The sequence below is a fragment of the Micromonospora sp. NPDC049139 genome, assembly GCF_055586845.1.
Window position 1 is genome coordinate 197,311 of record NZ_JBVJHK010000002.1, and the last position, 24,286, is coordinate 221,596.

General features: G+C 74.2%; 21 protein-coding genes. 4 read left to right on the top strand and 17 right to left on the bottom strand.

The window, feature by feature from the left end:
- Positions 1 to 92: 92 nt before the first annotated feature.
- The 7 genes from ACZ6Q9_RS04465 to ACZ6Q9_RS04495 all read right to left on the bottom strand — a co-directional run bounded on the left by ACZ6Q9_RS04465 (position 93) and on the right by ACZ6Q9_RS04495 (position 4,750).
- Entirely contained in the window at positions 93 to 914 is an 822-nt protein-coding gene (locus ACZ6Q9_RS04465; RefSeq protein WP_393261019.1) for a F0F1 ATP synthase subunit delta, read from the bottom strand.
- Positions 914 to 1,453, bottom strand: a complete 540-nt coding sequence (locus tag ACZ6Q9_RS04470) for a F0F1 ATP synthase subunit B (protein WP_350684039.1) — start codon at positions 1,451 to 1,453, stop codon at positions 914 to 916. Before ACZ6Q9_RS04470 ends, ACZ6Q9_RS04465 begins: the two co-directional genes overlap by 1 nt.
- Positions 1,454 to 1,483: 30 nt before the next feature.
- Positions 1,484 to 1,720 carry an ATP synthase F0 subunit C gene (locus ACZ6Q9_RS04475; protein ID WP_357698819.1) on the bottom strand — a complete coding sequence of 79 codons (237 nt, stop codon included), beginning with the start codon at positions 1,718 to 1,720 and terminating at the stop codon, positions 1,484 to 1,486.
- Positions 1,721 to 1,787: 67 nt separating this feature from the next.
- Positions 1,788 to 2,585 carry a F0F1 ATP synthase subunit A gene (gene atpB / locus ACZ6Q9_RS04480; RefSeq protein WP_393261022.1) on the bottom strand — a complete coding sequence of 266 codons (798 nt, stop codon included), beginning with the start codon at positions 2,583 to 2,585 and terminating at the stop codon, positions 1,788 to 1,790.
- Between the two features lie 11 nt (positions 2,586 to 2,596).
- Positions 2,597 to 2,833 carry an AtpZ/AtpI family protein gene (locus ACZ6Q9_RS04485; protein ID WP_350703604.1) on the bottom strand — a complete coding sequence of 79 codons (237 nt, stop codon included), beginning with the start codon at positions 2,831 to 2,833 and terminating at the stop codon, positions 2,597 to 2,599.
- A gap of 200 nt (positions 2,834 to 3,033) precedes the next feature.
- Positions 3,034 to 3,468, bottom strand: a complete 435-nt coding sequence (locus tag ACZ6Q9_RS04490; RefSeq protein ID WP_393261025.1) for a hypothetical protein — start codon at positions 3,466 to 3,468, stop codon at positions 3,034 to 3,036.
- Positions 3,461 to 4,750, bottom strand: a complete 1,290-nt coding sequence (locus tag ACZ6Q9_RS04495) for a serine hydroxymethyltransferase (protein WP_393261028.1) — start codon at positions 4,748 to 4,750, stop codon at positions 3,461 to 3,463. The genes ACZ6Q9_RS04490 and ACZ6Q9_RS04495 overlap by 8 nt, the downstream gene beginning before the upstream one ends.
- A gap of 35 nt (positions 4,751 to 4,785) precedes the next feature.
- Between ACZ6Q9_RS04495 and ACZ6Q9_RS04500 the strand changes: the two genes are divergently transcribed.
- Complete coding sequence (locus ACZ6Q9_RS04500; protein WP_393450995.1) at positions 4,786 to 6,249, top strand: SDR family oxidoreductase; 1,464 nt, start codon at positions 4,786 to 4,788, stop codon at positions 6,247 to 6,249.
- A gap of 5 nt (positions 6,250 to 6,254) precedes the next feature.
- Here the strand turns inward: ACZ6Q9_RS04500 and ACZ6Q9_RS04505 are convergent, their stop codons facing one another.
- From ACZ6Q9_RS04505 to prmC, 4 genes are all read right to left on the bottom strand, one after another.
- Complete coding sequence (locus ACZ6Q9_RS04505) at positions 6,255 to 8,366, bottom strand: transglycosylase domain-containing protein (RefSeq protein WP_393450992.1); 2,112 nt, start codon at positions 8,364 to 8,366, stop codon at positions 6,255 to 6,257.
- Between the two features lie 184 nt (positions 8,367 to 8,550).
- Complete coding sequence (locus tag ACZ6Q9_RS04510; RefSeq protein WP_393261036.1) at positions 8,551 to 9,162, bottom strand: arsenate reductase/protein-tyrosine-phosphatase family protein; 612 nt, start codon at positions 9,160 to 9,162, stop codon at positions 8,551 to 8,553.
- Positions 9,163 to 9,807: an L-threonylcarbamoyladenylate synthase gene (locus ACZ6Q9_RS04515; RefSeq protein WP_350704136.1), complete on the bottom strand. Its 645-nt coding sequence runs from the start codon at positions 9,805 to 9,807 to the stop codon at positions 9,163 to 9,165.
- Positions 9,807 to 10,784, bottom strand: coding sequence for a peptide chain release factor N(5)-glutamine methyltransferase (gene prmC / locus ACZ6Q9_RS04520; RefSeq protein ID WP_393450986.1), 978 nt, complete (start codon positions 10,782 to 10,784; stop codon positions 9,807 to 9,809). The genes ACZ6Q9_RS04515 and prmC overlap by 1 nt, the downstream gene beginning before the upstream one ends.
- 43 nt (positions 10,785 to 10,827) lie before the next feature.
- On the opposite strand from prmC, the gene ACZ6Q9_RS04525 reads away from it, so the two are divergent.
- On the top strand, positions 10,828 to 12,378 hold the full coding sequence (locus ACZ6Q9_RS04525) for a GGDEF domain-containing protein (RefSeq protein WP_393450983.1): 1,551 nt from the start codon (positions 10,828 to 10,830) through the stop codon (positions 12,376 to 12,378).
- Between the two features lie 29 nt (positions 12,379 to 12,407).
- On the opposite strand, the gene prfA is transcribed toward ACZ6Q9_RS04525, so the two are convergent.
- Both prfA and rpmE read right to left on the bottom strand, forming a co-directional pair.
- A complete protein-coding gene (gene prfA / locus ACZ6Q9_RS04530) occupies positions 12,408 to 13,496 on the bottom strand; it encodes a peptide chain release factor 1 (protein ID WP_357698835.1) in 1,089 nt (362 codons plus the stop codon).
- A gap of 106 nt (positions 13,497 to 13,602) precedes the next feature.
- The gene (gene rpmE, locus ACZ6Q9_RS04535; RefSeq protein ID WP_350686436.1) at positions 13,603 to 13,827 is read right to left on the bottom strand and encodes a 50S ribosomal protein L31; all 225 of its coding nucleotides are present in this window, start codon (positions 13,825 to 13,827) and stop codon (positions 13,603 to 13,605) included.
- A 299-nt stretch (positions 13,828 to 14,126) separates the two neighbouring features.
- On the opposite strand from rpmE, the gene ACZ6Q9_RS04540 reads away from it, so the two are divergent.
- Positions 14,127 to 15,023, top strand: a complete 897-nt coding sequence (locus ACZ6Q9_RS04540; protein WP_396827755.1) for a phosphatase domain-containing protein — start codon at positions 14,127 to 14,129, stop codon at positions 15,021 to 15,023.
- A gap of 91 nt (positions 15,024 to 15,114) precedes the next feature.
- Here the strand turns inward: ACZ6Q9_RS04540 and ACZ6Q9_RS04545 are convergent, their stop codons facing one another.
- The 3 genes from ACZ6Q9_RS04545 to thrB form a co-directional block, all read right to left on the bottom strand.
- The gene (locus ACZ6Q9_RS04545; RefSeq protein ID WP_396827756.1) at positions 15,115 to 18,558 is read right to left on the bottom strand and encodes a phosphodiester glycosidase family protein; all 3,444 of its coding nucleotides are present in this window, start codon (positions 18,556 to 18,558) and stop codon (positions 15,115 to 15,117) included.
- A gap of 382 nt (positions 18,559 to 18,940) precedes the next feature.
- Positions 18,941 to 21,007, bottom strand: coding sequence for a transcription termination factor Rho (rho, locus tag ACZ6Q9_RS04550; RefSeq protein WP_396827758.1), 2,067 nt, complete (start codon positions 21,005 to 21,007; stop codon positions 18,941 to 18,943).
- A 294-nt stretch (positions 21,008 to 21,301) separates the two neighbouring features.
- Positions 21,302 to 22,246, bottom strand: coding sequence for a homoserine kinase (gene thrB, locus ACZ6Q9_RS04555; protein WP_396827760.1), 945 nt, complete (start codon positions 22,244 to 22,246; stop codon positions 21,302 to 21,304).
- 139 nt (positions 22,247 to 22,385) lie between these two features.
- Between thrB and ACZ6Q9_RS04560 the strand changes: the two genes are divergently transcribed.
- Positions 22,386 to 22,952 (top strand): hypothetical protein, encoded by a 567-nt coding sequence (locus ACZ6Q9_RS04560; RefSeq protein ID WP_396827762.1) that lies wholly within the window; start codon positions 22,386 to 22,388, stop codon positions 22,950 to 22,952.
- 12 nt (positions 22,953 to 22,964) lie between these two features.
- Here the strand turns inward: ACZ6Q9_RS04560 and ACZ6Q9_RS04565 are convergent, their stop codons facing one another.
- The gene (locus ACZ6Q9_RS04565) at positions 22,965 to 24,209 is read right to left on the bottom strand and encodes an MFS transporter (RefSeq protein ID WP_350703628.1); all 1,245 of its coding nucleotides are present in this window, start codon (positions 24,207 to 24,209) and stop codon (positions 22,965 to 22,967) included.
- Positions 24,210 to 24,286 lie beyond the last annotated feature (77 nt).

A 24,286-nucleotide genomic window follows, 5' to 3' on the forward strand; every position in this document is an offset into this window, starting at 1 on the left:
CCTCTGCTTCCTTAAGTATCAGGGGCCCGGGATACCTAGTACCGACCGGTCCGAATGGCGTCTATTCACAGGCGCTGGGCGGCAGTGCCGCCTCAGCGCTTCGCGAGCGCGTTGCGGCTCTCGTTGAGGCGGCGCAGGACGGTGCCGTCGTACAGGTCGGAGCCGACCCGCACGCTCACGCCACCGAGAACTCCGGGGTCCACCGTCTGCTTGACGGAAACCTCTCGACCGTATATCGCGGAGAGGCTCGCGCCCAGCCGGCGCTCGTCCTCGTCACTCAACGGGGCCGCTACGGTCACGTACGCCACCTGCCGGTCCCGCCGGTCGGCGGCGAGCTCGACCAGTCGGGTGAGCGCCCCGGCGAAGGAGCGCCCCCCGAACCCGCCCAGCGCCGCCTCGACGAGGCGGAGGGTGATCGGGCGGGCCTTGCCGGCGAGCAGTTCGCGGGCCAGGTCGGCCCGCTTCCCGACCGGGGCGATCGGGTCCGCCAGCGCGTTGGAGAGCGCCGACTGACCGGAGACCACCTGACCGAAGCGGAACAGCTCGTCCTCGACCTCGCCGAGGTCGCCGGCGGAGTCGGCGCTGGCCAGCAGCGCCTCCACGCCGAGCCGCTCGGCACCGTCGAGCAGCTCCGACGGCGCCGACCAGCGGCCGGCGACCAGCGAGGCGACCAGGTCGAGCGCCTCGGCGCCGACCTTGCCGCGCAGCAGCTCGCCGAGCAGGGCGGTGCGGTCCGCGCCCGAGCGGGCCGGGTCGGAGAGCGCCCGGCGCAGCCGCGGCTCGCGCCGCAGCAGGTCGGCGACGGAGAGGATGTCGTCGGCGGTGGTGGCCACCGCCGACGGCTCCGTGCCGCGGACGTACGCGTCGAGGCGCTCGGCCGCGACCTTGTACGACTCCCGGCTGGCGGCCTGCATCAGCGGGCCCCCGCGCTCTCGAGACCGCTCAGGAACCGGTCGACGGTGCCCTTGCGACGCGCCTCGTCGGCGAGCGACTCACCGACGATCTTGCTGGCCAGGTCCACCGCGATCGTGCCGACCTCGGTGCGCAGCTCGCGCACGATGGTGGCCCGCTCGGCGGCGAGCTGCTCCTTGCCGGCCGCGATGATCCGGTCGGACTCCTCCCGTGCCTTGGCGAGGATGTCCTGCCGGATGCCCTCGGCGTCGGCCCGGGCGTCGTCCCGGATCTTGGCGGCGTCGGTGCGCGCCTCGGCGAGCTGCGCGCGGTACTGCTCGAGGAGCTGGTTGGCCTCGGCCTGGGCGGCCTCGGCGCGCTTGATGCCGCCCTCGATCGCGTCCACCCGAGCCTGGAACGTCTGCTCCATGCGGGGGAAGACGAACTTCATCAGCACGACGCAGAGCAGGGCGAAGGCGATGCCGCCCACCACGATCTCCTGCCAGATCGGCACGATCGGGTTGTGGGTCGACTCACCACCCTCAGCGGCGAGCAGGAACATGGAAGACCTCCCGGTCCGAGGGGGGCGGAATTACTGAATCGGGCCCTGCCAGATGAAGCCGAAGGCGATGCCCAGCAGCGCGAGCGCCTCGATGACGGCGAAGCCGATCCAGACGTACGGCAGGGTCATCCGGGACGACTCCGGCTGGCGGGCGGTCGACTGGATGTAGGCGGCGAAGACCAGGCCGACACCGATGCCCGGGCCGATGGCCGCGAGACCGTAGCCGATGGCGGCGGTGCTGCCCTCTACCGCGGCGTAGATGTCCATTAGTGGGTTCCTCCTGGTTATCACGCGTGACGGTCACGCGGGACGACAACTGTTGGTGCGAGGTGGATCAGTGCTCGTCGGCGAGCGCGCCCTGCACGTAGCTGGCGGTCAGCACGGTGAAGACGTAGGCCTGCAGGACGATCACCAGGAACTCGAGGAAGGTGAGCGCGACGGTCATCGCCCAGGACAGCACCGAGACCGGTGCGAGCCAGGCGTTGGCGTTGAGCATCGCGAAGCCGCCGAGCGTGAAGACCAGCAGGAGCATGTGGCCGGCGAACATGTTCGCGAAGAGACGCACGGCCAGCGAGAACGGCCGGACGAGGAAGGTCGAGAAGAACTCGATCGGGATCAGCAGCGGCAGGATGTACCAGGGCGCCGGCGGGATGAGCGAGTTCTTGATGAACTTCCCGGCGCCGTGGTGCTTGATGCCGGCGTAGATGAAGAGCACGTAGCTGATCACGGCGAGGAAGGCCGGGAAGGCGATGTGCGAGTTCGGCGAGATCTGGAACAGCGGCACGATCGCGAAGAAGTTGGTCAGCAGGATGAAGCAGAACAGCGTGGTGAAGTACGGCGCGAACCGCACACCCGCGTGCCCGATCATGTCGACCGCGATGTTGTTGCGCACGAAGCCGTAGATCGACTCGGCGAGCCACTGCTTCTTGGTCGGCACCAGCTGCGGCTTACGGTAGCTGGCCAGGAAGAAGATGATCAGGACGCCGACGGCGATCCAGACCATGGCCGTGATCTTGGTGAACCAGTAGGAGTCGTGCGCACCCCAGGGCAGGATGCTGGGCAGGTAGAAGTCCTCCACGCTGGGTGGGAATGCCGCCTGGCCCGCTGCCAGGACGTTCGCCTGTCCGAACACCGCGTCCCTTCCTAAGTAGGCGTGCCGAGTCGACGGACGACCAGGATGATCCCCCCGGCCATGCCGAGCACGACGCCGATCCCGGTGGCGATGCCGCCGGTGTCGAGCCACTGGTCGACCAGCCAGCCGATGAAGCCCCACACGAGCATGCCCGCGATCAGGTATGTGAGCGCGGTCCAACCCTGGCCGGCTCCGGTCGGAACGTCGTCCGGGCCGCCGCTGGGTCGGGGGGGTTGGTCACCAGCCATGACGGGGCGAACGATATCAGCCGGGAATACGAGGCTGTGCCTCGCCCCCCGCACAACCGTCGTTGTGTGGGCCGGTGGCGGGCAGCGTCGTCTGTGGGCACGCTACTCCCCTTCCGCCAGCGTGCAAATGACCGGTGGCGGACACATTTCCGCGCCGTCCGGGCCGTGGGCCACCACCGTGCCCGCCACCTGCGGCGGGCTCAGCGGGGACGGCGGGCGTGCACGGTGGTGAGCCACCAGATGTGCACGCCGGTCCAGACCACCACGCCGGCGGCGATGCCCAGGCAGAGCGGGATCAGCCCGGGCCAGCCGGTCGACGCCACGGCCACCATCACGACGCCCAGCAGGGTCATCTTGGCCGCGTACAGGCCGAGGCCGAACGGGAGCACGAGCTGCGGATTCACCGAGTCGGCCCAGGCCAGCACCACCGTGGTCAGGGTGTAGCTGACCGCCGTGACACCCACCCCGGCCGCCGCGCCCAGCGCCGCGTCCGCGCCGCCGGCCAGCGCCCCCGCCAGCGCGGCCACCGCGATCAGCAGGCCGCTGGCGGCCAGCAGGACCGGCAGGTGCCGCAGCCGCCAGCGCCGGCCGGCCGCCGCGGTCGCCGCCGGCTCGCGCACCCCGGGCTCAGCCACGGGGGTACGCCGGGAAGTCGGCGACCAGCGCGGTCACCTCGGACGCGATCCGGGTCAGCTCGTCGGCGCCCCCCGGCGCGGCGGGATCGGTGCGCACCGCGCGGGCGATCAGCCCGGCGATCCGGTGCATCTCGCCCTCCCGCATCCCCTGGGTGGTCACGCTCGGGGTGCCGACGCGGATACCCGACGCCACCATCGGCTTCTGCGGGTCGTACGGGACGGCGTTCTTGTTCAGCGTGATGCCGGCGGCGTCGCAGCGGGCCTCGGCGTCCGCGCCCGTCACCCCGACCTCGCGCAGGTCGATCAGGGCGAGGTGGGTGTCGGTTCCCCCGGAGACCGGGCGCATGCCCTCGGCGGCCAGCCCGGCGGCGAGCGCCTGCGCGTTGCTCACCACCTGCGCCGCGTACGCCTGGAACTCGGGCTGGGCGGCCTCGCGCAGCGCGACGGCCTTGGCGGCGACGGCGTGCATCAGCGGCCCGCCCTGGGTGAACGGGAAGACCGCCTTGTCGATGCGCTGGGCCAGCGGCTCCCGGCAGAGGATCATGCCGCCGCGCGGCCCGCGCAGCACCTTGTGCGTGGTGAAGCAGACGACGTCGGCGTGCGGCACCGGCGACGGGACGGCCTTCCCCGCGACCAGCCCGACGAAGTGCGCCGCGTCCACCATCAGGTACGCCCCGACCTCGTCGGCGATCTCGCGGAACCGCGCGAAGTCGATCAGCCGGGGATAGGCCGTCGCGCCGCAAATGATCATCTTGGGGCGGTGGGCGAGGGCCAGGTCGCGCACCTCGTCGTAGTCGATCAGCTCGGTGTCCCGCCGCACCGTGTAGCCGACGGTGTGGAACCACTTGCCGGAGAAGTTCACCCGGCTGCCGTGGGTGAGGTGGCCGCCGTGCGGCAGGTCCATGGCGAGCACCGTGTCCCCCGGCTGCACCAGCGCGGCGTAGGCGGCCAGGTTGGCGCTCGCCCCGGAGTGCGGCTGGAGGTTGGCGTGCTCGGCGCCGAACAGCTCCTTCGCCCGGGCGATGCCGATCTCCTCGGCCCGGTCGACCTCGGCGCAGCCGCCGTAGTAGCGCCGGCCCGGGTAGCCCTCGGCGTACTTGTTGGTCAGCGTCGAGCCGAGCGCCGCCAGCACCGCCGGCGAGGTGAGGTTCTCGCTGGCGATCAGCTGGAGGCCGCCCCGGAGCCGGTCCAGCTCGCCCAGCACCACCCCGGCGATCTCCGGGTCCGTCGCGCGGAGCTGATCGAAGTCCGGCCCCCAGAAGGTGCCCGTCTCAGTAGCCACAGCGCCAGAGTCTATTGGGCGGCACACTGGAAGCCGTGAGATGCCTGGTCACCGGAGCCACGGGTTACATCGGCGGGCGGCTCGCGCCCCGGCTGCTGGCCGAGGGGCACACGGTGCGCTGCCTCGCCCGCAGGGCCGGCCGGCTGCGGGACGTGCCCTGGGCGGAGCGCGCCGAGATCGCCGAGGGCGACCTGCGCAGGCCGGAGACCCTGGCGGCCGCGTTCGAGGGCGTGGACGTCGCGTACTACCTGGTGCACTCGCTCGGGCAGGCCGGCTTCGAGGCCGCCGACCGGGAGGCCGCGGTCAACTTCGCCGCCGCGGCCCGCGCCGCGGGCGTACGCCGGATCGTCTACCTCGGCGGGCCGGAGCCGGCGGCGCACCGCGAGGTCCCGTCGGCGCACCTGCGCTCGCGGGCCGAGGTGGGACGCATCCTGCTGGACAGCGGGGTGCCGACGGCGGTGCTGCGGGCGGCGGTGATCATCGGGTCCGGCTCGGCCTCGTTCGAGATGCTGCGCCACCTGACCGAACGGCTGCCGGGCATGGTCACCCCGCGCTGGGTCCGCAACCGGATCCAGCCGATCGCCGTCCGGGACGTGCTGCGCTACCTGGTCGGCTGCGCGAGCCTGCCGCCGGAGGTGAACCGCGCCTTCGACGTCGGCGGGCCCGACGTCCTCACCTTCCAGGACATGGTGCAGCGCTACGCGCGGGTGGCCGGGCTGCGCCGCCGGATCATCGTGCCGGTGCGACCGCTGACCCCGTCGCTCTCCTCGTACTGGGTCGGGCTGGTCACCCCGGTGCCGAACGCGATCGCCCGGCCGCTGGTGGAGAGCCTGGTCCACGAGGCCGTCGCCCGCGAGCACGACATCGCCGCCCACGTCCCGGACCCGCCGGAGGGGCTGACCAGCTTCGACCAGGCGGTCGCGCTGGCCCTGGTCAAGGTGCGCGACGGCGAGGTGGAGACCCGCTGGTCGACGGCGAGCGGCCCGGACGCGCCCGCCGAGCCGCTGCCCAGCGACCCGGAGTGGTCCGGCGGCACCGCCTACACCGACGTACGGGAGCGGGCCGTGCACGCGTCGCCGGAGGCCCTGTGGCGGGTCGTCGAGGGCGTCGGCGGGGAGCACGGCTGGTACTCGTTCCCGCTGGCCTGGTCCGCCCGGGGCTGGCTGGACCGGCTGGTGGGCGGCGTGGGGCTGCGCCGGGGCCGGCGCGACCCGCACCGCCTGCGGGTCGGCGAGGCGCTGGACTTCTGGCGGGTGGAGGAGATCGTCCCGGGCGAGCTGCTGCGGCTGCGCGCCGAGATGCGGCTGCCCGGCCGGGCCTGGCTGGAGATGCGGGTGGCCCCGCTCGACGGCGGCCGCAGCCGCTACCACCAGCGGGCGGTGTTCCTGCCCCGCGGCCTGGCCGGGCACGCGTACTGGGGGGCGGTGGCGCCCTTCCACGCGGTGGTCTTCGGCGGGATGGCCCGCAACATCGCCCGGGGCGCCGAGCAGACCCCCTGAGTGGGTCAGTTGCCCGTGCGGGCGCCGGTGTGCCGGAAGGCGGTCGCCTCGCTGGGCGGCACGAAGTCCCGGACCGGCTGGTCGCGCAGGGCGAAGGAGAGCACCTCGCCCACCGCCTCGACCAGCTGCCCCTGCACCCGCTGGCCGACCGCGTCGCGCGGGTCGTCGGGGTTGGTGGCGATCGAGGCGACCACCAGTTGCGGGGTGAAGGCGACCACGGTCTCGGTCGCGTACCCGTCCGAGCTGCCGGTCTTGCCGGCCACCGGGCGGCCGACTTGCCGGCGCAGCCCCTCGGCGGTGCCGCGGTCGCACTCCCGGTACATCGACTGGTCGCCGACCGGGCAGCGGGCGGCGTCGGCCGCCGCCCGGGCCACGTCCGTGTCGACCGCCTGCCGGCAGTCCGGCCGCGCGGCGGCCACCGGCCGGCCCGCCGCGTCGGTCACCGAGACGACGGGCAGCGGCGCGCACCACGTCCCCTCGGCCGCCACCGCCGCGTACGCGCCGGCGAGGTCGAGCGGGGTGGTGGCGGAGACGCCGAGGGTGAACGGCCCCCACTCGCGCGCCCCGTGGCGGGCCAGCCGCGCGTCGTCCTCGGCCCGGAACACGATCCCGAGCCGCTCGGCCATCTCCACCACCCGGTCCGCGCCGACCCGCTCGGCCAGCCAGGCGAAGTAGGTGTTGACCGAGTTGCCGAACGCCGTCCACATGGTGTGTTCGCCGTCCATGTCGCTGTTGGCGTTCTGGGGGCACCAGTACCCGTCGCAGCTAGCCGCCCCGGTCGCCCGGAACTCGGTCACGATCCGCTCCGGCGCGTCGAACTCCGTGTCCAGCGGCAGCCCGGACTCCAGCGCGGCCAGCATGGTGAAGATCTTGAACGTCGAGCCGGCCTGGTAGCCGTCGATCGCCCCGCCCCCGGCGACCAACTGGTTGACCGTGTTCGGGTGGTTCTTCTGCCCGGCCGGGTTGCCGGCCACGCTGTAGTTCCGGTTCACCGCCATGGCGAGCACCCGGCCCGTGCCGGGCTGGACCACCGCCGTCGGCGCCGCCCGGCGGTCGTCCAGGGAGTAGATCCGGCGGACCTGCTCGGTGGCGGCGCGCTGCACGGCCGGGTCCAGCGAGGAGACGATGGAGAAGCCGCCCCGACGCAGCGTGAGCTGCCGCTCGTCGACCGTCGCGCCGAACGCCTGCTGGGCGTTCCACCAGCGGGTGAACCAGTCGCAGAAGAAGCCCCAGTCGGCGTGCTCCTCCGGCACCGCCGTGCAGTCGTTCGGGGTCTGGCTGGGGCGCAGGTGCAACTGCTCGGCCCGGGCCTGGTCCGCCGCCGCGGCCGGGACCTGCCCCGACTCGACCAGCCGGTCCAGCACGTACGCCCGGCGGGCGAGCGCCGCGTCCGCGTCGCCGTTGATCGGGTCGTCGGTGTGCGGGGAGCGGACCAGCCCGGCCAGCAGCGCTGCCTCGGCCAGGGTGAGATCCGCCGGCGCCTTGGAGAAGTAGCGCTTGCTCGCGGCGGCCACCCCGTACGCCCCGGCCCCGAAGTAGGCGATGTTGAGGTAGCGGGCGAGGATCTCGTCCTTGGTCAGCTCCCGCTCCAGGGCCAGCGCGTACCGCATCTCCTGGATCTTGCGGGCGGTGGTGAGTTCGGTGGCGGCGGCGCGCTGCCGCTCGCTGAGCCGGGGGTCGTTGCTGAGCACGTTGCGGACGTACTGCATGGTCAGCGTGGACGCGCCCTGCCGGGTCTCCCCGCTGCCCTGGTTGACCGTGAAGGCCCGCACCGCGCCGCGCAGGTCGACCCCGCTGTGCTCGTGGAACCGGACGTCCTCGGCGGCGACGATCGCCTGCCGCATCACCGGCGCGACCTCGGCCAGCGGCACGTCCACCCGGTCCTCCTGGTAGAAGGAGGTGATCAGGGTGGTGCCGTCGTTGGCGTAGAGGTTCGACCGCTGGGCCGTCGGCGGCGTGCGCAACGTGTTGGGCAGCTCCGAGTACGGCGCGGCGAGCGCCGAGAACCCGATGCCGAACACCAGCGCGGTCGGTAGGGCCGCCGCCGCGAGCGCCACGCCGGCGAGCACGCCGGCGAGCAGCACGGTGAACAGTCTTTCGAGGTGTGCCCGGGTCATCAGCTCTCCCCGCAGGAGCCGGTCAGGACCCACCCAGAATGACCTGAAAGGCCCTCTCCACCGCCCCTTTCCCCCAAACCCGCAGGAAACTCACGCGCGAGGGTAACTCCGGCGAATTACGGCACGAGTCCGGCGGCGCGGGTGGACGGCCACGGCGGCAGCCTGCCCGGAGCGCGGCGGGCGGTTACGGCAGGAGCGCGGCGGCGAGGGGGTGGACGGTCTCCTCGATCTCGTCGGCCACCCGGCTGAAGCACTGGTCGCCGCGCCCCCACGGGTCGTCGAGATCGTCGGTGGGCAGGGCGGTGGTGCCCTCCCGGGCGGCGTGGGCGGCCGCCACCAGCGCCACGCCGCGCGCGTACACCCCCTCCGGGGTGGCCTCGGCCGGGGGCAGCCCGGCCGCGTCCACCGCGGCGAGCAGCCGGCCGAACTCGCCCAGCACGAAGGTGCGCGCCGCGGCGTCGGGACGCAGCGCCACCACGTACTCCTGCTGGTCCGCGGTGGCGGTGAGCACGAGGTCGGCGGCGTCGATGTGGTCCGAGCGGAGCTTGCGGGCGGCGAAGCCGTCGGTGCTGCCGCCCCGGGTGGTGACCTGGCGGGCGGCCGGCGGGTTCATCTCCTCACCGGCGTGCCAGCCGCCGGTGCCCGCGCTGTGGCTGTGCACCAGCTCGTCGGCGCGGCCCGGGTCGGCCTCCCGCCGGGCCAGCCGCTCCCGGACGGCGAGGGCCAGCAGCCGCTCGGCCATCGGGGACCGGCAGATGTTGCCCATGCAGACGTGCAACACGGTGAACGGCGGCACTCAGACCCCCTGGCCGACGAGGATGTCCGGCACCACGTCACGCAGCTTCTCCAGCGGGACGGCGCCCTGGCGGAGGACCTGCGGCACCTCGCCGGTGAGGTCGACGATGGTGCTCGGCACCGGGTCCGGGCAGGGCCCCGCCTCCAGGTACGCCCGCACCGAGTAGGCGAGCTGGTCGCGGGCCTGCTCGGCGGTGAGCGCGGCCGGCTGGCCGGTCTTGTTGGCCGAGGCGACCGCCATCGGGCCGGTCTCGCGCAGCACCTCCAGCGCCACCGGGTGCAGCGGCATCCGCACCGCCACCGTCCCGGACGTGTCGCCGAGGTCCCAGCGCAGGCTCGGCGAGTGCTCGACGACGATGGTCAGCGCGCCGGGCCAGAACGCCTCCACCAGGTCCCGCGCGGCCTGGGGCAGCGAGTAGACCAGGCCGTCGAGGGTGTGCCGGGAGCCGATCAGCACCGGCGGCGGCACGTGCCGGCCGCCCTTGGCGTCCAGCAGGGCCTTGACCGCGTACGGGGTGAACGCGTCCGCGCCGATCCCGTAGACCGTGTCCGTCGGCAGGACGACGAGTTCGCCGTTCTTGACCGCCTCGATGGCCGCAGCGATGCCGCGGTCCCGGTCGGCGGGCGACCGGCAGTCGTAGAGCATCACGAGGAGTCAGTCTGCCACGCCGGGTGGACGGCGGCGTGCGGGCCGTCCGCCCGGCGGGACGCGGTGGCGAAGCGGGGCCGCCCGACCAGGTCCGGGTGGTCGGCCACCGCCTCGAACCGACCGTCCGCCGCCAGCAGGTCGGGCACCGCCGTGCCGTGCGTGTCGTCGTGCTCGACGCCGAGCGCCCCGCCGGGGCGCAGCAGGGCCGCCGCCCGCGCGACCACCGGGCGGATCACCGCCAGGCCGTCCGCCCCGCCGAAGACCGCGCTGGCCGGATCGTGCCGGCCCACCTCCGGCGGCACCGGCACGTCGGAGGGCACGTACGGCGGGTTGCAGAGCAGCACGTCGACCCGGCCGACGAGGTCGGCCAGCAGGTCCGGGGCGGTGACGTCCGCCGCCACCACCTCGATCGGCCGGTCCCCCGCCGCCGCCCGGGTCGCCGCGTTCCGCCGCAGCCAGGGCAGCGCGTCGGCCGAGCGTTCCACCGCCACCACCCGGGCGGCCGGCACCTCCTGGGCGACCGACAGGGCGACCGCGCCGGAGCCGCTGCACAGGTCCACCACCACCGGGGCGGCCAGGCGCCCGGCCCGCGCGATCCCCCAGCCGGCGAGCAGCTCGGTCTCGGGCCGCGGCACGAAGACACCCGGCCCGACGGCCAACTCCAGGTGCCGGAAGCCGGCGACGCCGGTGAGGTGCTGCAACGGCTCCCGGTCGGCCCGCCGGGCGACCAGCCCGTCGAACCGGTCGAGCTGGTCGGCGGTGAGGTCGTCGGCCAGCGCGAGCCGCCCCCGGGGCACCCCCAGCACGTACGCGGCCAACTGCTCCGCCTCGGCGCGGGCCGCCTCGACGCCGGCCTCGGCCAGCGCCCGGGCCGCCCGGGACACCGCCACGGAAGGGCGTTGTCGTCTCGTCCCTTCGGACGGCTGTTGCGGCGCGGTCGTCACGAGATAATCATGAGGCGTCGCGCCGGACATCACGAGCGGATGCGTCCGGGCGCACACCGACAGGAGGTCGCGGGTGGGTTGGCTCGACCGGGTCACCGACCAGGTTGACGCCCTCACGCGGTCGCGGGCGTTGCAGGAGTCCAGCCGTTCCGCCGAGGCGTACGCGATCCTCGACCGCGTCATCGGCACCACCACCGACCCGTACGCGCGGGCCGACGCCCTGGTGCAGCGCCTCTCGGCGGTGATCAACCTGGGCCGGACGGCCGAATACACGCGGGCGGTCGAGGAGGCCTCCACCGCGGTCCGCGACCTCGCCGAGCCCTACCTGCACGGGCACCTCAACGCGCTGGCCGCGCTCGCCGCGCACCACCAGGGCGCGCTGGACCGCTGCGTCACGCACCTGGTCAAGGCCGCCCGGGCGCTGGGCGCGGTGCCGGATCCCGACCGGGACACCGCGTGGGGCTGGCACGACCTCGCGATGGCCTACTCCTACCTCAGCTTCCACGGCTACGCCCTCGGCGCCATCGAGCGGGCCCGGCAGCTCGGGACGGCCGCCGGGATCCCGGCGGAGACGTTCGCCGCGCCCGGCATCCGGCTGCGCAACGCGGTGGCGCTGGACCACAACGGCGACAGCGACGGCTGCCTGCGGGTGCTGCGGGACGTCGCCGCCGACCTGGACCGGTTCCTGCGCAGCGGCCGGGCCGGGAGGCTGCGCCCGAGCAGCCTGGCCGCGTACGGCTACGCCGCCGCCCGGCGGGGGGCCCTGGGCGACCGGCTGGAGGTCGGCACGGACGCCGCCCCGGCGCGGCTGCTCGGCCACGGCGGGGACAGCGCCCGGGCCCGGGACATGCGCCAGCTCGGCCAGGTCTGCCTCGCCGTCGCCGAGGGCCGGCCGATCGAGGCGGTCACCCGGCTGGACACCGTCCAGGTCTCCAGCGAGACGCTGGGCGCGGCCGAGCCGGCGCGGCTGCGCAGCATCGCCCTGGCCCGCTCCGGCGACCACGCGGCGGCCCACCGGGCCGACCGGCTGGCGTTCCGGCTGGCCGCCCAGCGCAACGACCGGCTCCGGGACGTCTACATCGACGGCATCGCCGCCCGCATCGACCACGAGGAGATGCGCCGCGAGGCGGCCCGCTTCGAGGGCGAGGCGCTGACCGACCCGCTGACCGGGCTGCCCAACCGGCGCCGGCTGGAGCGCTACATCGCCACGGTGGTCGCCGGCGGCGACCGGGTGGTGATCGGCGTCTGCGACCTGGACGGCTTCAAGGCGGTCAACACCCGGCACGGGCACCACTCCGGCGACCTGGTGCTCCAGCGCGTCGCCGGGGTGATCAACCGGGTGATGCGCCGGGGCGACTTCGTGGCCCGCTACGGGGGCGACGAGTTCGTGGTGGTGCTCCCCCACGCCGGGATGGCCGAGGCGGCCGAGGTGGGCCGCCGGATCGACGCCGCGGTGCGGGCGGAGGACTGGGAGTCGCTGGTGCCCGGCACGCCGGTCGGGGTCAGCGTCGGCTTCGCGGAGGTGGGCGCCACCGGCCCCGGCCTGCGCGACGCCCTCAGCGCCGCCTTCGAGGCGGCCGACCGCGAGATGCTCCGCGCGAAGACCCGCCCCCGCGCCTCCTGACCCCGCGTTCTCATCGGCCGCCCGGCGGGTCAGCGGCGGGTCAGCTCCGTGTCGCCGGCCAGGCGGGCGGCGCGGTCGGCCTCCGCCAGGGCGTCGAGGACGCCGTCCAGGTCCCCGGCGAGGGACAGGTCCAGGTTGTACGCGGTGTAGCCGATCCGGTGGTCGGTGATCCGGTTCTGCGGGAAGTTGTAGGTGCGGATCCGCTCCGAGCGGTCCACGGTACGCACCTGTGCCTTACGGGCGTCCGAGGCGGCCGCGTCGGCCTGCTCCTGGGCCGCCGCCAGCAGCCGGGCGCGCAGGATCCGCATCGCCTGCTCCCGGTTCTGCAACTGGGACTTCTCGTTCTGGCACGAGACCACGATGCCGGTCGGGACGTGGGTGATCCGCACCGCCGAGTCGGTCGTGTTCACCGACTGGCCGCCCGGACCCGACGAGCGGAACACGTCGATCCGCAGGTCGTTCGGGTCGATGGTGACGTCGACGTCCTCGGCCTCGGGCAGCACCAGCACGCCGGCGGCGCTGGTGTGGATCCGGCCCTGCGACTCGGTGACCGGGACGCGCTGCACCCGGTGCACGCCGCCCTCCCACTTGAGCCGGGACCAGACGCCGTTGCCGCCCTCGGGCACGCCCTTGGTCTTGATCGCCAGCGAGACGTCCTTCACCCCGCCGAGGTCCGAGTCCTGGGCGTCGATCACCTCGGTGAGCCAGCCGCGCCGCTCGGCGTACCGGGTGTACATCCGCAGCAGGTCGCCGGCGAAGAGCGCGGACTCCTCGCCGCCCTCGCCGGCCTTGATCTCGACGATCACGTCCTTGGCGTCGTGCGGGTCGCGCGGGATCAGCAGCTCGGCCAGCCGCTCCTCGAGCGCCGGCAGGGTCGCCGCGATCGACTCCGCCTCGGCGGCGAAGGACGGGTCCTCGGCGGCCAACTCCCGGGCGGCGGCGAGGTCGGCGCGGGCCTGCTCCAGCTCCCCGGCCGCCTTGTGCAGCGGGACCAGCTCGGCGTACCGACGGCCGACCCGGCGGGCGGTGCCCTGGTCGGCGTGGATGGCCGGGTCCGCCAGCCGCTTCTCCAGCTCGGCGTACTCGTCGAGGAGGGCGGCCAGGCGCTCACTGCTCATGCGGGGGAAGCTCCTTCGACGACGGCGGGACGGGAGGCGGAACCGGGGCGGATACGGACGACGCCCGCGACCGGCACGAAACCGGGCGCGGGCGCCGAACGAGGAGTTACTTGGCCTTCTTGGCCTGAACCTTGGCGTACTTCTGCTGGAACTTCGCGACCCGCCCGGCGGTGTCCAGGACGCGCTGCTTGCCCGTGTAGAACGGGTGGCAGGCGCTGCAGGTCTCGACGTGGATCGAGCCGCCCTTGGCGGTGCTGCGGGTGCTGAAGGTGTTGCCGCAGGAGCAGGTGACCTCGGTGGTCACGTACTCCGGGTGGATGTTGGGCTTCATGTCGCCTCGGTCCTTTCGTGGATGGTCGCCGGGTCGCCGTCGGTGTCCGTCGCCTCGTGCGCGACGGGCTCGGGCGTGAACCGGAACCGGTGGCCGATTGACCAGTGTGCCATGGGCCGGCGCCGGCCCGGCAATCGGGCCGCACGGCTGGTCCGGCATCGACAACGCGCGCCTCGTCTCCCGCATTCCCGCCGCCTGGCCGGGCATTCACCCCGGCACGGCCGCCCGCCGGTCGTGCCCCGACCGGGGTACGGCGGCGACGCGCCGCCGGCCACCGAGACGTACGACACGGAGGAGCCATGGCCCGCCTGATCGCCACCCGGGGACTCCCCGCCTCCGGCAAGACCACGTTCGCCCGGACGCTGCAACCGTCCGTGGTCCGGGTCAACCGGGACGACCTGCGCCGGATGCTGCACGGCGAGCGGCTGTTCACCCAGTGGGCGGAGTGGCAGGTGACCGTCGTGCAGCGGGCGCAGGTCGAGGCGCTGCTGCGGGCCCAGGCGGACGTCTGCGTCGACGACACCAACCTGCGGTCGCGGACCCTGCGGGACTGGGCCGACCTGGCCGCCCGGCACGGCGCCGAGTTCGAGGTGCACGACTTCACCGACGTGCCGCTGGCGGTGTGCCTGCGCCGCGACGCCGCCCGCCCGGAGGCCGACCGGGTCGGCGAGGCATGGATCCGCCGGCTGCACGAGCGCTACCTGGCGGGGCGCGCGCTGCCGCTGCCGGTGCCGCAGGCCCGGACGGGGCGGCCGGCCACGGTGCACGCCCCGTCGACCGAGCCGCCGGAGATCGTGCTGGTCGACATCGACGGGACGGTCGCGCTGAACGTCTCGCGCAGCCCGTACGACATGACCCGGGTCGACGAGGACGAGCCGAACCCGGCGGTGATCGCGGCGGTCCGGGCGATGCACGCGGCCGGGTACGGGGTGGTCTTCTGCTCGGGCCGCGACGCCACCGCCCGGCCCGCCACGGAGGCGTGGCTGGCCCGGCACGTCCGGGTGCCCTACCTCGACCTGCACCTGCGCGCGGTCGGCGACAACCGCAAGGACTCGGTGGTCAAGCAGGAGATCTACGAGCACGAGGTCAGGGACCGCTACCGGGTGGTCGGCGTCTTCGACGACCGCCAGCAGGTCGTACGGATGTGGCGCGCCCTCGGCCTCACCGTCTTCCAGGTCGCCGAGGGCGACTTCTGAGGCCCGCACCTATCGGTGCGGGCCTCAGATTGGCGTTAGGAAGGGCACCTTCCTATGCACCAGGCGATAGGAAGGTGCCCTTCCTTACACCTCAGGCGGCGGGGGTCAGGGTGACGGTCGCCTCGGCGTGGACGCCGTTGACGGCCACCGCCAGCGTGACCTGCGCGCCGGCGCGCAGGGCGGTGAGCGTGCCGGTGGCCGGGTCGAAGCGGGCCACGTGCCAGGGCTTCAGCCCGGCGGCCGAGCCGACGTGCAGGTTCGGCGAGGCGGACCAGTCCGCACTCACCGGGGCCGCCACCGGCACCGTACGCCCGCCCGGCTGGGTCACCGTGGCGGTGACCGTGGCCGGGGCGCCGACGGCGACGCTGGCCGGGGCGGCCAACGCGAGCCCGTCGACGTGCGCGTGGAACTCGGCGGCGACCCAGCTCGGGCCCTCGGCGAGCGGGTCCCGCCGGGCCCGGTCGGCCTCGGCGGCGCTCACCGGGTCCACCCCGAACTCGGTCCACCCGGTGAATCCGCCCTGGTCGGCCGGGGTGGACGGGTTCTTGCCCGAGTTGCCGTTGATCAGGTACGGCACCCCGTCGACCCGGTCGGCGTGGAACGTGCCGACGTGCCCGCCGACGAAGACCGCCCCCTTGCCGGTGCGGTGCTGGAAGTCGGCCAGCCACTGCTCCAACAGCGCGGCCTCCTTCCGGTCGCCGAGCTGGCTGGCCTTGGCGGGGCTCGGGTCGCGCGGCGGGTGGTGGTACAGCACCGCCACCGAGCCGACGGCGGGGTCGCCGGCCGCCGAGTCGAGCGCCTCGCGCAGCATCCGCACCTGGTCGAAGCCGCCGCCGCGCAGCGAGCCGGTCGACGAGTTCAGCGTGACGAACCGGGTGCCCTTGTGGTCGAAGACCCGCTCGCTGTCGCCGAACACGGCCCGGAAGTTGGCGATCGGGGCGCCCATGATCTCGTGGTTGCCGGGCACGTAGTAGTACGGCAGTTCCCCGCCGAGTTCCTCGTCCAGCACCCGCTTCGCCAGCGCGAAGTCGGCCGGGTACGCGGTGTCCACGAAGTCGCCGTTGATCACGAGGAAGTCCGGCTTCGCGGCCTTGACCTCGCGGAGCGTACGGCGGGCCTGGGCGACCAGGTCGCTGTCCGGGTCCGCCGCGACGAACTGCGCGTCGGACATGACCGCGAAGCGCCAGGGCGCGCCGTCGACCGTGCCGTCGCGGAGCACCACCCGGTCGGTGCGCGGCGCCTCGGCCGGGGCGTCGACCGTCGGCGGCACCTTCGCCACGAGGTCGTCGATGATCACCTCGCTGCGGTACTGGGCAGCGGCGTTGGTCTCGGCCACGTAGAACCGGCGGATCCGCACCGGGTACTGCACCCCGGCGGGCACGGCGAACTCGACGTACTTCCAGCCCTTCCAGGTGATCAGCGGCCCGCGCAGGACGTGCTGGGTGTTCTGCGCGTCGTGCAGGTGCAGGCTGGGCCACTCCCCGGTGCCGTTGCCGTGGATCCACATGCCGAACGCCTGCGGCTGGCCGGCCACGTCGATCCAGGCCGGCGGGTCGGCGTACGCGGCCCGGGTGCCGGTGGACTGGCTGAAGTCGTACGTCATCTTCAGGCCGGTGCCGGTGCGCCCCGGCGCCGGGGCGACGGCACCGCTGGCCCGGGCCTGGCTGAACTTCCAGGCCGCCGCGTCGTCGAACGTGGCCACCGGGACGTCGGTGAGCCCGACGGTGACGGGCAGCACGGTGCTGCTGCCGCCCACGCGCACGGTGACCAGCGCCGAGCCGGTGTCCCGCAGCGCGGTGACGGCGAGGTTGCCGTCGGCGGTCGGGGTGATCTTGAGAAGGTCCCGGTCGTAGTCGAGCTTCAGGTCGGCGGGCTCGATCGGGGCGGTGTTGCCCTCCGCGTCGTAGCCGACCACGCCGAACAGCGCGCTGCCGTCGGTGCCGTCCAGGCCGATCCGGTCCACGGTGGAGTCGATCCGGGCCAGCGGGCCGAGGACGGTGAGGTCGAGGGTGCCGCTGGCCTCGCCCCGCCAGGCGGTGATGGTGGTTTGGCCCGGCGTCGCGGCCCGGAAGACACCGGACTCGTCGACCTTGCCGTGCACCGCCGGGTTGGCCCGCCACTCCGGCGCGCCGGCCGCCGGGCCGTACGTCTCGTCGTGGCCGGCGGCGGTGAGCCGGCGGGTGAGGCCGGGGAAGACCCGGTCGGGGCGACCGCCGCGCACCGGCGCGACGCCGGGTGCGCTGGTCGGGTCGCTGGCGGTCTCCAGCCAGTACCCGGTGAGCCGGCCGCTGCCCTGGGGTGCGTAGAGGGCCAGGCCGTTGGGCACCGCGCGCTCCGTGCCGTCGGAGGGGCTGTTCTCCACCTGCACGGCCGCCGCGCCCGGCTCCCGGGCGAGCAGCGTGGACGAGCCGCCGCCGTCGAGGTTGAGCGCGTGGTGGGCGCCGAGTTCGGCCATCATCCGGCCCATCTCGGTCTGGGTGACGCCGCGGCTGTCGACCTGCCGGCCGTCCACGGTGAGCATGATCATGCGCCGGCCGTCGGCGGAGAAGCCGACCGACGTGCGCGGGGCCAGCGTCGCGTCGGCGATGTTCTGCACCACGCCGTCCCGGACCAGCACGTTGCCGCCGCCGACCGCCGCGTGCAGGGTGCTGCCGTCGGCGGGCTTGGGCTGCCAGGCGACCGTCACCGGGTCGCCGGGGCGCAGCCCGGCGAGGGCGTCCGCGCCGGCGTCGCGGCCGAGCAGCACGGTGGTGCCGGCCGGGATCGGCCCGCTGCCGGCCGTCGTGCCGACGGTGGCGACGCGGCCGTCGACCACCGTGACCTCCGTGACGCGGGCGGCGCCGGCGACCGCGCGTTCCCGGGTGTACGACCCCCAGAGCGCGGTGAACACGCCGATCCCGTTCGCCTGGATCATGTTGTTGAACTGGGTCAGCGGCACCGGGCCGGTGGGCAGCGTCGCGGTGCCGTCGAAGTTCACCTCGATCACCCGGCCGAGCCCCTCGGTGGTGATCGCGACGGCGTTGCGGTGCCCGCCGACCGCGGACTGGACCAGCTCGCCGTCGCGGATGCCGACGCCCTGGGCGGCGCCCGAGTTGTTGATGTCGAAGAAGTCGCCGTTGACCGCGGCGACCGCGCGGGAGGCGTCCACCGCGCGGCGCAGCGGCTCGGCCCGGCTGACCGCGCCGGAGTTCACGTAGTCGACGGTGACGCCGCCGGTGAGGTCGGCCGTGAGCGCGTCGGCGCGCAGCCAGCCGTCGGCGTCGTACCGGTCGAAGGAGGTGAGTTGGAGGCCCGGGGCGACCGGGCGGGTGGTCTTGGCGGTCTCCAGGCCGCCGGCCGGCTCGATGCCGCCGGAGAGCGTGACGGAGTCGGCGGGGTACGAGGAGGCGCGGGGGGCGTCCTCGGCCGCGGTGGCAGAGGGGTCGGTGGCCGGATCCGGCGCACCGGCGGTCGCCGGCACGGTGCCGGCCATGGTGAGCAGCGGCGTCAACAGCAGGACGCCGGCAAGACGGGCAGATCGTCTGCGGGTACGCATGGGCCACAGTCAACCGGACTGTGAATAGAAGTTTCAATACCTGTCAACCAAACCGAAGGAAAACTCCACCCTTCGCTGCCCGGTCCGCAGCAACCGCGCCGCCGGCGTCGGTGGGGTGGTGGAACGCGCTGTCGAGCTGCCCCGTCCATGCGACCAGCCGGAGCCGTTCCCCGCCCCGTCCGCGAGGGCGGCTCGACCGCGCGCACTGCCGCCAGGCCCAGGCTCGACACCGCCAGATGACGCGCGCGACGGGCGTGGTGACCGAATGCGACTGTCGTGGGCAGACGGACGGCGGGCGGGCGAACGACAAGGGGTGCCCGGGAACGCGAGAAGGGCACGGCCGCGTGGCCGTGCCCTTCTCGTCGGTCTCACCCGGGGAGGGTCACTCCCCCGGCGTCGACTTGGCGATCTGCATCAGGAACTCGATGTTGGTGCGGGTCTGCTTGAGCTTGTCGAGCAGCAGGTCCAGCGCCGCCTGCGAGTCCAGCGAGTGCAGCACCTTGCGGAGCTTGTGGATGATGGCCAGCTCCTCCGGCGCGAGCAGGATCTCCTCCTTGCGCGTGCCGGACGGGTGGATGTCGATGGCCGGGAAGGTGCGCTTGTCGGCGATCTTCCGGTCCAGCTTCAGCTCCGCGTTGCCGGTGCCCTTGAACTCCTCGAAGATGACCGTGTCCGCCATGGACCCGGTCTCCACCAGCGCGGTGGCGAGGATGGTCAGCGAGCCGCCGTTCTCGATGTTGCGGGCCGCACCCAGGAAGCGCTTCGGCGGGTAGAGCGCGGTGGAGTCGATACCACCCGACATGATCCGGCCGCTGGCCGGCGCCGCCAGGTTGTACGACCGACCGAGCCGGGTCACCGAGTCGAGCAGCACGACCACGTCGTGGCCCAGCTCGACCAGGCGCTTCGCCCGCTCGATCGCCAGCTCCGCCACCGTGGTGTGGTCCTGCGGCGGACGGTCGAACGTCGCCGCGATGACCTCACCCTTCACCGACCGCTGCATGTCGGTGACCTCTTCGGGGCGCTCGTCCACCAGCACCACCATCAGGTGGCACTCCGGGTTGTTGTGCGTGATCGCGTTCGCGATGGCCTGCAGCACCATCGTCTTGCCCGCCTTCGGCGGCGACACGATCAGCGCGCGCTGGCCCTTGCCGAGCGGCATGACCAGGTCGATCACCCGGGTGGTGAGGATGTGCGGCTCGGTCTCCAGCCGCAGCCGCTCCTGCGGGTAGAGCGGGGTGAGCTTGTAGAACTCCGGCCGACGCTTCGCCTCGTCCGGCTCCATCCCGTTGATGGTGTCCAGCCGCACCAGCGGGTTGTACTTGTCCCGCCGCTGCTCGCCGTCGCGCGAGGCGCGCACCGCACCGGTGATGGCGTCACCGCGCCGCAGACCGTACTTCTTGATCTGGGACATCGAGACGTAGACGTCGTTCGGGCCGGCCAGGTAGCCGGTGGTCCGCACGAAGGCGTAGTTGTCGAGCACGTCGATGATGCCGGCCACCGGGACGAGCACGTCGTCCTCGCCGACCTGCGGCTCGCGCCCGCCGTCGCCGCCGCCCTCGGCCCGCTCGCCACGGCCGCGGCGACGGTCCCGGAACCGGCTGCGCCGGCCGCGCCGGCCGCCGCCCTCGCCGTCGTCGTCACCGTCGGCGTCGCGCTCGGCGCGCTGGACCCGGTCGCCCCGCTCGTTGCGGTCGCCCCGCTCGGCCCGCTCGGCCCGCTCGTTGCGGTCGCCCCGCTCGCCACGCTCGGCCCGCTCGTTACGGTCGCCCCGCTCGGCCCGCTCGCCCCGCTCGGCCCGCTCGCCACGCTCGGCCCGTTCGCCGCGCTCCGCGCGGTCGGCCCGCTCGGCACGGTCGCCGCGCTCGGCACGCTCAACGCGCTCCGCGCCACGCTCCGCACGCTCGGCCCGCTCGCCACGCTCAACGCGCTCCGCACGCTCGCGGCCACGGCCCTCGGCCCGGTCGGCACGCTCGCCGGCCTCGGCCTCCTCCGTGCGGGTCTCCGCGGGACGGGCCTCGGCGGCCCGCGCCTCGGCGGCGGCGGCCCGGCTGCGCCGGGTCCGGGGACGAGCCTCGGTCTCGACGGGCGCCGGCTCCGCCGGGGCCTGCTCCGCGGCCCGCCGCTCGGCCTTGGGCCGCTCGGTGGTCTCGCGGACCTCGGCGTGGACCTCTTCACGGGCGGGAGCGGCGGCGGCCGCGACCTCGGCCCGCGGTCGAGGGGTCCCGGCGGTGGCACCGCCCTGCCGCTCGGAGATCGCGCTGATCAGCTCGCCCTTGCGCATCCGAGCCGTGCCCGAGATGCCGAGCGACGCAGCCAGGCTCTGCAGCTCCGGCAGCAGCATCGCCGACAGGCCGGTGCCGCTGCGCCGACGACGGGCGGGGGCGGCGGCGGTGGTGGCATCGCCAGCGACGTTGGAAACATCCGACGTCACGTCGGTGGTGTCGCTCAATGGATTCCTTCCCTCGATAGGCCGGGACTGCCCGGGGTCGAAACAAGGTGGCCGGGCGGCCTCGGTGCACCCGCCTCGCATGGACGCGTCGCGGGAGTCTGTGACACAGCAGCCGGTCGGTTTCCCGACTCACCAACGTCGGTGAGCAGGTCTCGCCGTCTGCGGCGACCTGTGAAGACTGCGGTGCGGCGTGGGCCTAAGCAGGGGTGACGGGCTGACCGCCGAAAGCTTCGGGGGTGCGCCGACCCGCAGGAAGATCGCATGCTTCGCGGCTGTGCTAAGTCTAGAGCGTAATCAACTCTTCCGACCTGCGGCAACAGGGTCCCGCTCCGCGTGTCCGAGTCTACCCCGGGCAACCCGTGCTCCGTGCCCGTCCGGGTCCAACCGCCAGACCTGCCAGTCTGTTCCCGGATCATAGCCTTCCGGCAACCCGTCCAGGGCCAGGACGGTCGGCCCGGCCCCACTGATCACAGCGGCCACACCGGCCTCACGCAACGCCCTGACCAGGGCGGCGCTGCCCGGCATCCCCTCCGCGCGGTAGTCCTGGTGCAGCCGGTCGACGGTGGCCGGCAGCAGCAGCGCCGGCTCGGCGGTCATCGCGTGCACCAGCAGCGCGGCGCGTCCGGCGTTCAGCGCCGCGTCCCCGTGCGGCACGGCGGCCGGCAGGGCGGCCCGCGCCGCCGCCGTCAGGCCGCGCTCCTGAGGCACGAAGACCGTCGGCCGTACGCCGGCGGCGACCGGCAGCGACACCGCCCGGGCCCCGGACGGCTCCGTCCAGGCCAGCGTGAAGCCGCCGAGCAGGCAGGGCGCCACATTGTCCGGATGGCCCTCGATCCCGGCGGCGAGCCGCAGCGCGGCGGCGTCGTCCAGCCGGGTCTCCCCGTCGGTGACCAACGCCCGGGCGAGCAGCACGCCGGCGACGATCGCGGCCGACGACGAGCCCAGCCCCCGGGCCTGCGGGATGCGGTTGACGCACTCCACCGCCAGGCCCGCCGGCTGGCCGCCCAGCGCCTCGAAGGTCGCCCGCATGGCACGCACCACGAGGTGCCGGTCGTCGGTCGGCAGCTCCCCGGCGCCCTGCCCCGTCACGGCCACCGTGACGCCCCCCGCCGTGACCTCGGCGGCCACGTCGTCGTAGAGGGCCAGGGCGAGCCCCAGGGCGTCGAAGCCCGGCCCCAGGTTGGCGCTGGTGGCGGGAACCCGGACCCGGACCGGACCGGAGGCGAATGTCGTCGGCACTGGCTCATGCTAGGGCTCCGCAGCGACGTCGCGGCCGTCCGCCCGCCCGGTGGGACGGGGCCGCCGCCGGCACCGCGCGGGTGATCCGGCCCGGCGCCGTTCCGCTAGCCTGACCCGACCGACGACGACGGGAGGCAGAGTGCTCGGACACCTGGCGACGACGCTGGCCACGCAGGCGCCCACGGTGCTGGTGTTGCTGGTCGGCCTCGTGCTGACCGTGACGGCGGGGCGTCGGCTGCCCCGACTGCCCCGGCTGCTGGCCCTGTTCGGCCTCGGCGTGCTGCTCGTCAGCTCGGCGCTCACCCTCGCCTGGGTCCTGCTTGCTCCCCGCCTGATCGACGGCACCTTCGGATCTTCCGACGGCGAGGACTTCGGGTGGATCGGGTATTCCGACGGCGAGGACTTCGGGTGGCGCGAGTTCCAGTTGGTGAACACGGCGTACAGCGTGGTGATGGCCGTGGCGTACCCCCTCGGGCTGGGCCTGGTGATCGCGGCGGTGCTCGCCGGGCGGCGGGCGACCGGCCCGGCGGCTGCCCCCTCGGGCGGCTGGCCGCCCGCCGGGCCGGCGCCGACCCCCGGGCCCGCGCCGACCGTAGCCGGGCAGCCCGCGCCGGGGTGGCCCACGGCGGCGCCCGGTCACGCGCCGACACAGTGGGACGGCCTGACCCGGCCGGACGCGCCCACGGGCGGAGCGGGACAGCGCTGACCGGCGGGCGGGTCAGCGGGCCGGGGTCGGGTCCGGCTCCGCGACGGGGTCGGTGAGGGAGAGCCGGCGGGTGGCGATCCGCCAGCCGACCGCGTAGACCAGCGTGACCAGGCCGCACCCGGCCAGCACCACCCGTTCGTCCACCGTGTCCACCACGGCCGCCACCACGAGCTGACTGACCGAGATGGCCAGGGTCGCCAGCATCATGTCGGTGGCGAAGACCCGGCCCCGCAACCGGTCGGGCACCTCGCCCTGGAGGGCGAAGTTCGACATCACCCAGTTGCTGCCACCGGCGAAGTGGGCGACGAAGACCAGGGCCAGCACCAGCGGGAACCAGTCGACGACCGAGATGCCGAGGTAGGCCAGGCCGTAGAGGGACATGGACAGCGCCAGCCCGGACAGCAGCCAGGCCCGGTTGTTCAGCACCCGACGCATCAGGATCGGCCCGACCAGCGCACCCGCCCCGCGGACCGCGAAGAGCAGCCCGGTGCCGACCGGCCCCACGCCGTACACCGCGGCGAGCAGTGGGAAGACCGTCAGCACGCCGTTGCCCAGGCCGACCGCGCTCTTCACGGTGACCAGCCCCAGCACCCTCGGCCGGTGCCCGATGTAGCCCAGCGCCTCGCGGATCGCCGCCCAGGTCTGCTGCGCCGGTCGCCCGGCGTCGCGCGGGGCCTGCAACGGCCGGCGGATCAGCGTGGCCAGGCCCGCCGCGGCCGCCAGGCCGACCACCCCCACCCAGAAGCAGGCGTACGGGCCGACGGCGGCGCTGAGCACGCCACCGAGCGAGGCGCCGACGATGGTCATCGTGCCCCAGGCCGACCCGGCGACGGCGTTGCCCGCGGCCAGCTCGTCGGGGTCGAGGACGTTGGGCAGGGCGGCCTGCGCCGCCGGGGAGTAGAACGCCTTGGCCACCGCCACCACGCCGATCCCGACCATCGCCAGCCAGGCCGTGCCGGCGCTGCGCACCCCGAGCAGCAGGAGCACGCCGAACAGGGCCGCGACGTTGGCCGCGATCATGATCTTGCGCCGGTCGAACCGGTCGGCGACCGTGCCCGTGTAGGGCAGCAGCAGCGCCACGATGCCGGTGTCCACGGCGAGCACCAGGGCCCCCCACACGCCGCTGCCGGTCAGGTCCGGCAGGAGCACCAGCAGCGGCACCATGACGAACCAGTCGGCGCCGAAGACCACCAGCTCGGCCAGAACGAGGTTGCGGAAGTTCCGGTTGCGGGCGAGGACCGAGAAGGTGGACGGCACGTCCGGACCCTACCGGGCAGCGGCCGGCGCGCCACGGCGTCCGGCGGGTACCTGACCGAACGCGGACGCCCCCGGCG

Bases quoted from the DNA above. Each gene is read 5' to 3' on its own strand.
- ACZ6Q9_RS04465 (WP_393261019.1), bottom strand. From the start codon at position 914: ATGCAGGCCGCCAGCCGGGAGTCGTACAAGGTCGCGGCCGAGCGCCTC.
- ACZ6Q9_RS04470 (WP_350684039.1), bottom strand. From the start codon at position 1,453: ATGTTCCTGCTCGCCGCTGAGGGTGGTGAGTCGACCCACAACCCGATC.
- ACZ6Q9_RS04475 (WP_357698819.1), bottom strand. From the start codon at position 1,720: ATGGACATCTACGCCGCGGTAGAGGGCAGCACCGCCGCCATCGGCTAC.
- ACZ6Q9_RS04485 (WP_350703604.1), bottom strand. From the start codon at position 2,833: ATGGCTGGTGACCAACCCCCCCGACCCAGCGGCGGCCCGGACGACGTT.
- ACZ6Q9_RS04505 (WP_393450992.1), bottom strand. From the start codon at position 8,366: ATGACCCGGGCACACCTCGAAAGACTGTTCACCGTGCTGCTCGCCGGC.
- ACZ6Q9_RS04515 (WP_350704136.1), bottom strand. From the start codon at position 9,807: ATGCTCTACGACTGCCGGTCGCCCGCCGACCGGGACCGCGGCATCGCT.
- prmC (WP_393450986.1), bottom strand. From the start codon at position 10,784: ATGTCCGGCGCGACGCCTCATGATTATCTCGTGACGACCGCGCCGCAA.
- prfA (WP_357698835.1), bottom strand. From the start codon at position 13,496: ATGAGCAGTGAGCGCCTGGCCGCCCTCCTCGACGAGTACGCCGAGCTG.
- rpmE (WP_350686436.1), bottom strand. From the start codon at position 13,827: ATGAAGCCCAACATCCACCCGGAGTACGTGACCACCGAGGTCACCTGC.
- ACZ6Q9_RS04540 (WP_396827755.1), top strand. From the start codon at position 14,127: ATGGCCCGCCTGATCGCCACCCGGGGACTCCCCGCCTCCGGCAAGACC.
- ACZ6Q9_RS04545 (WP_396827756.1), bottom strand. From the start codon at position 18,558: ATGCGTACCCGCAGACGATCTGCCCGTCTTGCCGGCGTCCTGCTGTTG.